The organism is Streptosporangium lutulentum, from assembly GCF_030811455.1.
Taxonomy (GTDB): Bacteria; Actinomycetota; Actinomycetes; order Streptosporangiales; family Streptosporangiaceae; genus Streptosporangium; species Streptosporangium lutulentum.
In genome coordinates, this window is sequence record NZ_JAUSQU010000001.1 from 6070105 (window position 1) to 6082169 (window position 12065).

Here is a 12065-nt window from a genome sequence, read left to right on the forward strand (position 1 = left end):
TCAGCCCGAGAGCGCGCCCGGGATCCGGTCCAGGATCGGGTACGGCATGAGCCCGTAGGCGTAGAAGTCGACCGCGTCGGCCCCCGCGGCCCGGACGGCGCGCACCTTGGCGGCGAGGCGGTCGGCCGAGTCGGTGTCGGGCAGACCCGGCCGGAGCACGACCCGCAACTCCTTGTCCTTGCCCGTCGAGCGGCGGTAGGCGATCACGTCGTCGGCGACCCTGGCCGCGTCGCGGGCGTAGGCGAGCACGCCGAGCGAGGGCACCAGATCCCCGAGGGCGACCAGGTCCACGCCGAGCTGCCAGGCGTCGTGCGCCGCGAGCCCCGCCGAGGGCAGGCCGTCGGCGTAGCCCTTGTACGCGCCCGTCGCGTCGAGGTAGACGAGCTTGGAGCCCTCGGCGGTGACGGCCGTGGAGATCTCGGAGACCAGCGAGGTCACCACCTCGGAGCGGGCTCGCGCGTAGGCGACCACCTCGGGCCCCGCGTAGGCGGTCAGCGCGGCCCGGGTCACCTCGCCCTGTGCGGGCGGGTCGCCGTCGAGCACGCCGCCGACGATCCGGGAGCACTCCTCGCGCGCCACCTCGGCCTTGACGCCCAGGTCGGCCGCGCGGCGCATGCAGAAGTCGCAGAAGCACAGGCCGAGCAGGAACTGGTCCATCGGCCCGAGCGGGACGAAGCTGCGCTCGTTGTGGTAGCCGGGGCCGAAGGTGCCGAAGTGCAGCCCCTCGGCGACCACGCTGTCCACCCCCAGCCTGGCCACCGCCCGGCCCAGCGCGACGGCGTACAGGCGGACGTCCGGATGGGAGGGGCACAGGTCGGTGGGCGAGCCGCGGTCGCCGAAACAGTTGCGCACGGTCACGTCGGGGTGGGCCAGGCCGAGCGTGGTGTTCTGCAGGAAGACGGTCCAGCCGTGCAGCGCGAGCCCCCGCTCGGCGGTGGCCCGGCGGAGCGCGGCCAGCGGCTCCTCCCCGGCCCCCTCCTGGACGGGCGGGGCCAGGCGGAGATGGCCGAACAGGTCTTCGGGCGGTGCGAAGTGCGCCCCGTCCTTACGGATCGTCACCCGGGGACGGCCGTGCGGGGTGACGTCGCGGGCACGGTGATAGGCGGCGGCCACGGTCACTCCCGTCACGCCGTACCCGACGATCCGGTCGAGGACCGCCTCCAGGCCCTCCCCGCGTACGTCCTCGACATAGACGTATAGCGAGCTGTCCAAGCCGCCGCCCTCCCACGAAGTCGGTCAGACTCTAACGCGCCTTGTAGGCCACGAAGTCAATCTCGACCAGGATGTCCATCAAGTCCGAGCCGACGGTCGTGCGGACGGGATAGGGCTGGGTGAAGTAGGACTTGTAAGCCTCGTTGTAGGCGGCGAAGTCGCGCTTGAGGTGCTGCAGGTGCACCGTCGACTTCACCACGTCGTCGAAGCCCAGGCCGTGGGCCTCAAGGATCGCGCCGAGGTTCCGCATCGTCTGGTGGGTCTGCTCCGCCACATCGGTGCCGACGACCTCGCCGGTCTTGGGGTCCAGCGGGCCCGCGCCCGAGGTGTAGACGAAGTCCCCGACCACGAGGCCCTGCGAGTACGCCCCGATCGGCGCGGCGCCCTGGTCCGTCCGCAGCTCCTGCTTGTCGCTCATATCCGCACCCTTCATTAGAAAAACGTAGTAATCCAGTCAACGACGACGTAATCGTCGTCCACCACCGGCATGATCCGCCACTTGTCGAAGGCGGTGCACGGGTGGGAGATGCCGAACGACACCAGATCCCCCACCTTCACGGGGGAGTCCGGGGCGAGCCGCAGGACGGCGTGCTGGTCCTGGACCTTGAGCACCGTGGCGTCCGCGACGGCCCCGCGCGGCACGGGCGTTCCCTCGTCGAAGGGCGCGTCGCGCTTGCCGAACCCGACGACGGCCAGGCCGGGCTCGGGGATGCTCAGCACGTGCGCCCAGACCTCCAGCGCGGCCCGCAACTCCCCCTCGATCCGGGTGTACGGCGTGCGCTCACGGTAGTAGCCGTCGTCGTGGGAGACGTAGGCGCCACTGCGCAGCATGATCCTGGCCTGGCAGGCGGCGAGTTCCCTGCCGATCACGTCGAACCACTGGCTGCCGCCCACCGACAGGATCGGGTCACGCACCCGCAGGTGCTCCAGGGCCTCCACCAACCGGTGCAGGTAGGTCCGCACCTCGGCGGCCGACCCCAGCGCCCCCTCGTATCCGGCGACGCCCGCCAGCTCCACGCCGTCCGCCGCCTGCGCCGCCGAGGCGACCTCCAGGAACTCCGCGAGCGTACGGCTGCCGCTCCGCCCGCCCTCGTGACCGAGTTCGGCCAGCACCCGGAACGGCCTGGTCCCGGCATGCTTGGAGAGCGTCTCCACCCCGGCCACCGAGTCCACGAAGCAGAGGAACTCGAACGACGGGTCCCCGGCGAGCAGGGCGGCGATGGCGTCGAGTCCGGCCGGGTCGAAGACCTGGTTGGCGAGGATGATCCGGGAGACCCCGAACTCGCGCAGGGTGAGCACCTGGCTGGGGGTGGCGACCGACAGCCCCCACGCGCCCGCGTCGAGCTGGGCCCGGACCAGTTCGGGCGACATGGTGGTCTTGGCGTGCGGGACCAGGGTCAGGCCGTACTGCCCGGCGAAGGCCGCGAGCGTGGCGATGTTGTGCTCCAGCGCGCTCCTGTGCGCCACCATCACGGGGAAGCTGAACGCCCCTCCGAACAGCGACGACCCCACGGCCCTCTCGGGATCCACGATCCCCTTCACGCTATGCCCCCTTTGTTCGCTTCGGTGGACTCTATTCTCAGGCCCGCGCCCCCGGCCGCGTCCCTCCGACCGCCCCCCGGCCGCGTCCCTCCGACCGCCCCCCGGCCGCGTCCCTCCGACCGCCCCTCGACCGCGTCCCCCCGACCGAGCCTCCGACCGTCCCTCGGCCGCGCCGTCCGGCCGCGTCCCCCGACCGAGCTCTCGACGCCGTCGAGAGCGATCCCGAGGAGACGGCTCCGCGGGACCTTCACGCCGCGCCCCCGCGAGGGCCTCAGGACCTCAGGGCCGCAGGGCCCTGCCCGGAGTGGCGCCGGTGAGCCGCCCTCCGGAGAGGACGGGGACCCCGGAGACCAGGACGTCGTCGACACCGGTGGCAAGCGTGCGCGGAGCGGCGTAGGTGGCCCTGTCCGTGACCGCCTCGGGGTCGACGACGATGACGTCGGCGGCCTGTCCCGAGCGGATGAGACCGCGGTCGCCGAGGCCGAAGCGGCGTGCGGGGTGGGAGGCCAGGTGGACGGCGGCCTGCTCCAGGGTCCAGTCGCCGGTCTCGCGGACGTGGTGGCCGAGCATCCGGGCGAACGCTCCGTAGCCGCGCGGGTGGGGGTGGCCGCCGACGTAGATGCCGTCGGAGCCGCCCGTGTGACCCGGATGGCGCAGGATCGCGCGGACCGACTCCTCCGCCTCGGGACCCTCGTCCGGCCGGGCCATCACGCATCCGGCCTCAAGCCGGGTGTCGATCAGGATCCTCCGGCAGAACTCGCCCGGCTCGACCCCGGCCTCGGCGGCGGCCACCGGAAGCGACAGGCCCTCGGCCCACCCGGCGCCCGGCACGTGGGAGAGGGTGATCCTCGGCCAGAGCGACTCGTCCCACTCGACGGGGTGGGACTCCAGCAGCTCCAGCGTCCGGTCGGTGTCGGCGGCGGGGATCCACGACGGCAGCGCGAGCATGGCCAGGATCGTGCTTCCCCGCAGGTAGGGGTAGGTGTCGAAGGTGATGTCGAGCCCTTCGAGGCGTGCCTCGTCGATCATCGGCAGGAGTGTGGACGCCGGGCCGTGGTAGTGGGAGACGTGCACGGCGGCGCCCGACCGCCGGGCGATGTCGGTCACCTCGGCCATGCCCGTCGCGGCCTGCGCGCCGTACCCGCGCATGTGCGTGACGTACGGCAGGACGCCCAGCGGGGCGCAGAGCGCGGCGATCTCCGCGGCGTCGGCATAGCGCCCGGGGGCGTACTCCAGGCCGGTGGACAGCCCTGCCGCCCCCTCCGACAGGCCGCGCTCGACGTGGGCGAGCATGGTCGCCAGCTCGCCCGAGGACGCGGCCCGCTCGGCGGCGCCCATCACGTCGTAGCGGATCGTGCCGTGCGGCAGCAGGTAGGCGGTGTTCAGCGCGGTCGCCCTGTCGTAGCCCGCGAGCAGCTCCCCGACGCCGAGCGGCCCGTCGGCCGACGGATGGACCCCGTTGACGGCCGCGAAGTAGCGGGTGGCGTAGGCGAAGGTCTCCGGGGTGGACGCGGGCGCGTAGGACAGGCCGTCCTGGCCCAGGACGAACGTGGTCACCCCCTGCCGGAGCGCGGCGAGCTGCACCTCCCTGTCGAGGACGAGGGCGTCTCCGTGAGCGTGGCAGTCGATCAGGCCGGGCATGACGCGGCGGCCGGCGGCGTCGACGACGGTCGCGGCCTCCGCACCGTCCAGGCGGCCCACGGCGGCGATGCGGTCTCCGGTGACGCCGACGTCGGCCCGGTGGGCCGGGGAGCCCGTGCCGTCCAGCACCCAGCCGCCACTGATCAACACGTCGAATGCCATGACCGGATTCAATCATTTCGGAGTCGCGGAAATTTGGGCCCCCACAACCCTTGACCGCGACATGTCAGGAATGATGCCATCCTTTCTTAATTAGGAACCTTTCCTAACTAGACGATCGCAGGAAGGGCATCCGCCGTGCACGCGAGACCCCGTCTTCAACGCCCCACGACCATCCTCGTCCTGGCACTGGCTCTGGCACTGATCGCATCGGTGTTCACGCTGGTGGCGGCCCCACCCGGCTACGCGGCCGACTCCCTGCTGTCCCAGGGCCGACCGGCCGTCTCCTCCTCCGACGAGGACTCCACCCTGGTGGCGGCCAACGCCTTCGACGGCGACGCCTCCACCCGCTGGGCCTCCATGGAGGCCCACGACCCCGAGTGGATCCGCGTCGACCTCGGCCGGTCCGCCACGATCTCCCGGGTCAAGCTGACCTGGGAGGCCGCGTACGGCAGGGCATACAGGATCCAGACCTCGTCCGACGGCTCCGCCTGGACCGACGTCTACTCGACCACCGCCGGCAACGGCGCCACCGACGACCTGACCCTGTCCGGCGCCGGCCGCTACGTGCGGCTGTACGGCACGGCTCGCGGCACCGCCTACGGCTACTCGCTGTACGAGATGGAGGTCTACGGCGCCGGCGGCCCGACCACGCCTCCGACCCCGCCCACCGGTGGTCCTAGCGTCCCGTTCGGCTCCCACGCGATCCCCTACGCGGCGGGGATGCTGCGGCCGAGCGGCGCGCAGGCCACGCTCGACCAGAAGGTGGTCGACTACTACACCCGCTGGAAGGCCGCCTTCGTCAAGCAGAACTGCGGCAACGGCTGGTACCAGATCATCTCCCCCGACGCCGACCACCCGTACGTGGCCGAGGCGCAGGGCTACGGCATGGTCATCACCGCCACCATGGCCGGAGCCGACCCGGACGCCAAGAAGATCTTCGACGGCCTGGTGAAGTACGTCCTGGCCCACCCGTCGTCGATCACCCCCGGCCTGCTCGCCGCCGAGCAGAACGCCTCCTGCCAGAGCGTCAACGGCGGAGACTCCGCCACCGACGGCGACCTCGACGTGGCCTACGGCCTGCTCCTGGCCGACCGGCAGTGGGGCAGTGCGGGCACCTACAACTACAGGCAGCTCGCGATCAACCACATCAACGCGATCAAGGCCGGCGAGGTCAACCCGACCACCAAGCTGATGAAGCTCGGCGACTGGAGCAGCTCAGGCGACGAGTACTACTGGATCAGCCGCTCGTCGGACTGGATGATCGACCACTTCCGGGCGTTCCGCAAAGCCACCGGCGACACGACCTGGGACACCGTCCGCACCAACCACCAGAACCTGATCGCCTCCCAGCAGGCGGGCTACGCCCCGAACACGGGCCTGCTGGCCGACTTCGTGGTCACCACCAACACCACCCCGAAGCCCGCGCCGGGCGAGGTGCTGGAGGACGCCAACGACGGCAGGTTCTGGTGGAACGCCTGCCGTGATCCGTGGCGGATCGGCAACGACGCGGTGACCAGCGGCGACGCCAAGTCGCTCGCCGCCGCGCGCAAGCTGAACACCTGGATCAAGACCAAGACCGGCGGCGACCCGAACAAGATCGCCGTCGGCTACTCGCTCAACGGCACGCAGATCTCCAGCGGTAGTGAGCCGGCCTTCTTCGCCCCCTTCGCGGTGGCGGCGATGACCGACTCCGGCAGCCAGGCCTGGCTGGACGCCCTGTGGAACAAGATGCTCAGCACCCCGTTCACGTCCGGCGACTACTACTCGACCAGCATCCAGCTCCAGGTCATGATCACCGTGACCGGCAACCACTGGGTCCCCTGATGTGATCGCGGTACGGCTCCCGCGCGGGCGGGAGCCGTACCGCTCGATCTCCGCGTTGCACGAGGAAGGGCGAGCGGCCGTCCCGGATCGTCCCGGACGAGCCGCGGGAGGCGGATCGAGACGCGCGGCCGTCACCGCGCGTTCTCATACTCGGGGGATTCTCCAGCGGAAGACGGTGTCGCCTTCGGCGGTGAGCCAGGTGCCGTCGGCGAGCGGACGCGCCCAGCCGGTCATGGGCAGGGGGTAGCGCACGTCGCCGCGGGGGGTCCCCGTGCGGGAGTCGATCAGGATGTGCCGGGCGTCCTGCGGAGTCGTGGCGTACGTCGTCGCCGTGGCGAGCACGGTGCCGGCGTCGATGTAGCCGCCCCCCGCGTCCCAGTAAGGTTCGTCGTCGCCGGAGACCGGACCCCACGCGTCCGCGGCGGTGAGCGTACGGATGAGGGCCCCACCGGGGAAGGTGTGCCAGGCGATCTCGTCCGGTGGCGCGTAGGTGAGGAAGGACAGTCCGTCCGGATGGACATCGGTCAGGATGCGGTGGTCGTCGTCGTGCGTCCACACGCGCAGAGCGCCGTCTTCCAACCGGCCCCAGTACACATGCGCGCCGTCCTGGCCTTCCCCGACGCCCAGACCCATGTGCCGTCCATCAGGATGCGGCAGATGCTCACCACCGACGGCGGCGCAGTCCAGGGTCTCCCGCGACACCACGTGTCCGCTGTCGGCCTCCAGCACGAGCCACTCGTCGCCGAGGTAGAAGCCATCGCCGACCTCACCGACCAGCATCGCCCACACATGTCGCCCGTCGTCGGTGAACCGGCATGAGGACCGGTTCTCGTTCGGGCGGCGAAGGTCGCGGCCACGGTGCTCCCACAACACGGCGCCGGAGGAGGTGACCGCGCAGACGGCGTCGTCTCCGCAGAACACACCGACGTCGCCGTCGGGGCTCACCGCCGCCTCCCACGCGTGCCCATCCGGCCACGGCACCGTGAACGTACCGATCAATGAGGCTTCCGCGCCGAAGAACCTGTTCAGGTCGTGCAGCGTGAGGAGCGCGCCTTCTTGACGCAGCAGCCTCGGCGGCCGTCCCCGCCGGACCTCGACCGCCCACGGTCTTCCCATCCAGCGGGCCGCGTCCCGGATTCGTGCCTGACCGACCGGCGCCGCCCTGATCTCCATGGCGAGAAACTACAGGGGCGACCGGACGAGCCGCCCCTTCGGGTGAGCGGGGACCTGCCGTCGACGATCGCCCGCTGTCTGCGGATCGTGCCGCTGTCGCTCAGTCCCGGTAGGGAGCCTCCAGCCGGGAGAGCGTCTGCGGGCATGAGGCGTCCTTGAGCACCGGCCGCCGTTCCAGGACTTCCCTCGCCTGCCGTCTGGCGAGGTTCCAGCCGTTCCACGGGTCGGGCTCGGCGAGCTCGTTGGCCTCGACCACGTCCCGCAGCACGCAACTGCGGGACGGCTCCGGCAGCCGGTCCAGTGCGGGTACGGCCTCCGCCCCGAGGCCACCCAGGTACTCCAGGTCGATCCGGTCCACGCCGCGGACGCTGAGCTGGGTCTCCGCGACCCGGAGATCCGGATTCCACACCGCGAACGCCAGCAGGGCGGCACTCGTCATCACGACGGCGGTCCTGGGCAGCCATCTGGCGTTCCCGCGTCCGGTGAGCCGTACCGCACCGGCGATCAGGACCAGCACGAAGACCCCGCCCAGCCACCAGACCGTGGCCTCCACCGAGGCCCGCAGCCGGGAGAGCCCGTAGACCTCGGCGTACAGGTCCAGCCGGTGCAGCGCGGAGAACAGGATGACCATGGTCAGCGCGCAGAGCACGCCGAGCAGTCCGGCCATCAGCCAGCGGTCCAGGCCCCTGAGCTCGACCACTCCCGAGGCGACCGCCACGATGGCCAGCACGAACACGCTGACGACGACCAGCTGGAAGAACCCGGACCGCGCGTACTCGGCGTAGGTCAGCCCGGTGGCCGACGCCACCCAGTCGGTGCTGCCGAACAGCACGGTCAGCTGCATCCCCACGAAGGTGGCGAACAGCAGGTTGAGCGCGGTCAGCGGGGTCACCCAGAGGCCGCGGCTCACCGTGACCCGCAGGTTCGGCGTCTCGGGCTCGACGACGGGCCGCAGGCCGACCAGCACGGCGGAGGCGACCACGAGCCCGAAGACCACGAAGATCAGGATCCGCAGCGGCACCGTCCCCGCCCAGTCCTGCGCGCTGAACACCCGCTGGACGGCCTGGGCGAAGATCGCGTCCGCCGAGGCGAACAGCGCGCCGAACACCCCCACGAGCACGACGGTCAGCCCGCCCCCGATCAGAAGCGGCGTCAACCGCCTGCGGACCGCCATCCCCTTGACCTGCGGCCCCAGGAACCACGGCACCGGCACCAGTCCCAGGATCACCGACGCCCCGCCCCTGATCACACCGAGCCAGCCGCGCCCGGCCCCCGACAGGGCGAGCGCGGCCGTCAGGAATCCGGCCAGCAGGAGCAGTCCGACGAGCCAGTTCGCGTCCCTGAACATCGCCACCGCGACCATCCCGTACGCGATCGCCCCCATCGCCGCCGACCAGGGGGTGATCCTCCCGCGCACCGCGGGAAGTGCCGCCGCCCCCATGGCGACGGCCACGAGCACGAGTCCCAGCCCCGCCCTGCTGTACGGCACCGCGAACGCGGCCAGCAACCCGACGGCCGCGATCACCGGCAGCACCCACTTGGGAGTGTCCGGCAGGTCCGGCCGAGGAAAGATCGGCGGAGCCTCGTACCCTCCCGAACCGCCGGAGGTCCAGGGATCCCGGGGGCTTCTCAGCTCTCCGGTCCCTCCTGACGTCACGGGCGACGCCTCGGACATCACGGACTTCTCGGACGTCGCAGGCGTCCTCGACGCTCCAGGACCCGCCTGTCCGCCCATGCCTCCCGGCGGCTGTGCCGTCTCTCCCGCGGTCTCCCGGGGCGGCTCGCTCTCCGAACGCCTCGGACCCGGCCTCGGTACGGTGACCGTCGCGCCAGGTCCTCGCGCCGGAGGGCGGTGCGGGAGCGGCGTCTGATGACCGCTCCAGAATTCGGCGGCCGGGGTGGTGGCGCCGATGACCGTGCCGACGAACGCCCCGATCACAACGAGGGCGGAACCGGCCAGCAGGCCCGCCCTGAGGTCCAGCATCGCGAGGCCGAGACCCGCGACCCCACCGCACACCAGGCCGAAGACACCGCCGACGACGAGTCCGAGGAACGCTCCGAGCCAGTTTCGCACCCGCTCCTGCCGCGCGCCGCCGGGCCGGTGGGCGTCCCCGCCGGACATGAGGACCGGCGTGGGCGGAAACCTCGGCGGCGTCACCTGCCGCGTGGCAGGCGCCGCGGCTCCGTGCGCGGGGGGCCCGGGATCCGGGGAGGCGAACACGGGCTCGGACACCGCGCGGGTTCCGGGCCCCTCGGCGGTCGCCAGGGCCCCGTGAGACACGAACGCCTCACCGGCCTCGGCCGCTTCCCGCGGCCCGGACGGATGACCGGCCGCGAACACGTCACGAGGCTTGGACGCCCGGACCGCTCCGGCCGTTTCCCGGAGCTCGGACGGATGACCCGCTTCGCCCCCCGGCACGTCACGGGGCCCGGACGTCTCGGCGGCCTCGGGTGGCGTGCCCTCCGAGGCCGGCACGGAAGGCGCGGGGACCTCCGGGTCCTCGGAGGCGTGGTCCCCCGCCGGTGCGGGGGAACCCCTCCCCGTCGAGGCAGGGGAGGGCAGGGGGGTGTCCATCATGATCCTTCCTGGGAGGTCGGCCACGATCTGGCAACCGACACCGTCTTCGACGTGGATGGAGCCGCCGTGGAGTTCGACGATCTCCTTGGTGATGGCCAGGCCCAGCCCGGCGCCGCCGTCGTCGGCCGCCCGGCCCGCGTCCAGGCGGGAGAAGCGTTCGAACGCCCGCGCCCGGTCCTCGACCGGGATTCCCGGCCCCCGGTCGGTCACGCGCAGCCGTACGCCGTCTCCCTCGACGGCCGCGGCCAGCACCACGACCCCGCCCTCCGGGCTGTGCCGTACGGCGTTGTCCAGCAGGTTCGCCAGGACCTGCGCCAGCAGGTCGGAATCGGCGCGGAGGCTCAGCCCCTCGGGGACCTCGCAGCGGGCCGTGACCCCCTCCCTGGCCAGTACGGCCTCCCGCAGCGCCTGCTCGCACAGCGGCCGGAGCTCGACGTCGTCAAGCTCGATCAACCGGGACCCCGACTCCAGCCGGGACAGGTCGAGGAGCTGCGCGACCAGCCGGCCCAGCCGCTCGGTCTGGGCGAGGGCGGTGCCGAGCGTGACGGGATCGGGGTCGGAGACCCCGTCCACCACGTTCTCCAGCACCGCCCGGAGCGCGGTGATCGGCGTGCGGAGCTCGTGGCTGACGTTGGCCACCAGTTCCCGCCGCTGCCTGTCCACCTCTCCCAGGTCGGCCGCCATCGCGTTGAAGGCGCGGGCGAGCTCGCCGACCTCGTCACGGGAGGTCGCGGTGACCCGCAGGCCGTACCGGCCCTTGGCGATGGTCTGCGCGGCGGCGGCCATCTCGCGCAGCGGTTTGGTCATCCCCCGCGCGAGCAGTTGCATCATGATCAGGGCGAACACCACGGCCACCGCGACGCGCACGTTCCGCGAGTAGCCGGCGTTGATGCCGACCTCGTTGACGACGAACGCCGCCGCGACGGCGAGCAGGATCACCATCCCGAGCTTGACCTTGATCCGGCCCAGGAAATCGAGGGGTCTCAATAATCGACGCATCCCAGTCTTGGAGTAGGGGAAAGGGGGATCGGTTCACGGACGGACGAGGGCGTAGCCGACCCCGTGAACCGTCCGGACGATGCCGGTGCCGAGTTTCCGGCGCAGGGCCCGCACGTGGCTGTCGACCGTGCGGGTGGCCGCGGCCTCGGAGAAGCCCCAGATGTCGGCGAGCAGCCGTTCCCGCTCGAAGACCTGCCCGGGGCGCTCGGCGAGGCGGCAGAGCAGGTCGAACTCGGTCCTGGTCAGCTGCGCCTCCGCGCCTCGCACGTAGACCCGGCGCTCGGCGGTGTCTATCTCGATGTCGCCGACGCGGATGACCGTGTCGTCCACGGCCAGCTGGGAGGCCCGCTCGACCCTGCGCAGCAGGGCGTGCACCCGGGCGACCAGTTCGCGCATGCTGAACGGCTTGGCCATGTAGTCGTCGGCCCCGACCCCGAGCCCCACCAGCAGGTCGGTCTCCTCGCCGAGCGCGGTGAGCATGAGCACCGGCACCGGCCGGGCCGCCTGCATCCGGCGGCACACCTCAAGCCCGTCGAGTCCGGGCAGCAGTCTGTCGAGCACCACCACGTCGGGTCCGGTCTTCGCGTAGGCCGCGAGCGCGGCCTCCCCGTCCCCGGCGATCTGTACCTCGAAGCCCTCCGCGACCAGCCGGTGCCGTACGGCCCGCGCGATCGTCTGATCGTCCTCCACCACGAGGACGCGTCGTTGCTGGGGAGTCGCCATGCCGGGCAGCGTAGACCGGACCTGTGCAGATGACCCGAGGTGAATTGTGCAGGTTTTGCGCACCCCCGCCGGGTGGGGCCCCCGAGGGAGCGGGGACCCCACCCGGCTCAGGAGACGATCGGCCTATCGATGCCTTCATTTCTGCATCAACTGGATACTCTCCCGTCGTATCGTGACGAAGTGGTCGACGTCAGCGCCTACCCACACGGAG

Annotated in this window: 8 protein-coding genes; 1 reads left to right on the plus strand and 7 read right to left on the minus strand. The window is 71.7% G+C overall.

The window, feature by feature from the left end:
- The 4 genes from J2853_RS26970 to J2853_RS26985 form a co-directional block, all read right to left on the minus strand.
- Complete coding sequence (locus J2853_RS26970; RefSeq protein WP_307562690.1) at nt 1-1212, minus strand: hypothetical protein; 1212 nt, start codon at nt 1210-1212, stop codon at nt 1-3.
- A 31-nt stretch (nt 1213-1243) separates the two neighbouring features.
- Nucleotides 1244-1630 carry a Rid family detoxifying hydrolase gene (locus J2853_RS26975; RefSeq protein WP_307562692.1) on the minus strand — a complete coding sequence of 129 codons (387 nt, stop codon included), beginning with the start codon at nt 1628-1630 and terminating at the stop codon, nt 1244-1246.
- 14 nt (nt 1631-1644) lie between these two features.
- A complete protein-coding gene (locus J2853_RS26980; protein ID WP_307562694.1) occupies nt 1645-2754 on the minus strand; it encodes an alanine racemase in 1110 nt (369 codons plus the stop codon).
- Nucleotides 2755-3033: 279 nt separating this feature from the next.
- Complete coding sequence (locus J2853_RS26985; protein WP_307562696.1) at nt 3034-4557, minus strand: N-acyl-D-amino-acid deacylase family protein; 1524 nt, start codon at nt 4555-4557, stop codon at nt 3034-3036.
- A 135-nt stretch (nt 4558-4692) separates the two neighbouring features.
- Here J2853_RS26985 and J2853_RS26990 point away from each other — a divergent pair, with 135 nt between their 5' ends.
- The gene (locus J2853_RS26990) at nt 4693-6381 is read left to right on the plus strand and encodes a glycosyl hydrolase family 8 (protein ID WP_307562698.1); all 1689 of its coding nucleotides are present in this window, start codon (nt 4693-4695) and stop codon (nt 6379-6381) included.
- Between the two features lie 144 nt (nt 6382-6525).
- On the opposite strand, the gene J2853_RS26995 is transcribed toward J2853_RS26990, so the two are convergent.
- The 3 genes from J2853_RS26995 to J2853_RS27005 form a co-directional block, all read right to left on the minus strand.
- On the minus strand, nt 6526-7554 hold the full coding sequence (locus tag J2853_RS26995) for a hypothetical protein (protein WP_307562700.1): 1029 nt from the start codon (nt 7552-7554) through the stop codon (nt 6526-6528).
- A 100-nt stretch (nt 7555-7654) separates the two neighbouring features.
- Nucleotides 7655-11119: a DUF4153 domain-containing protein gene (locus J2853_RS27000; protein WP_307562702.1), complete on the minus strand. Its 3465-nt coding sequence runs from the start codon at nt 11117-11119 to the stop codon at nt 7655-7657.
- Nucleotides 11120-11164: 45 nt separating this feature from the next.
- Nucleotides 11165-11854 carry a response regulator transcription factor gene (locus J2853_RS27005; RefSeq protein WP_307562704.1) on the minus strand — a complete coding sequence of 230 codons (690 nt, stop codon included), beginning with the start codon at nt 11852-11854 and terminating at the stop codon, nt 11165-11167.
- Nucleotides 11855-12065 lie beyond the last annotated feature (211 nt).

What these genes read in the sequence shown, in the direction of transcription:
- J2853_RS26975 (WP_307562692.1), bottom strand. Translation starts at nt 1,630, where the DNA reads ATGAGCGACAAGCAGGAGCTGCGGACGGACCAGGGCGCCGCGCCGATC.
- J2853_RS26985 (WP_307562696.1), bottom strand. Translation starts at nt 4,557, where the DNA reads ATGGCATTCGACGTGTTGATCAGTGGCGGCTGGGTGCTGGACGGCACG.
- J2853_RS26995 (WP_307562700.1), bottom strand. Translation starts at nt 7,554, where the DNA reads ATGGAGATCAGGGCGGCGCCGGTCGGTCAGGCACGAATCCGGGACGCG.
- J2853_RS27005 (WP_307562704.1), bottom strand. Translation starts at nt 11,854, where the DNA reads ATGGCGACTCCCCAGCAACGACGCGTCCTCGTGGTGGAGGACGATCAG.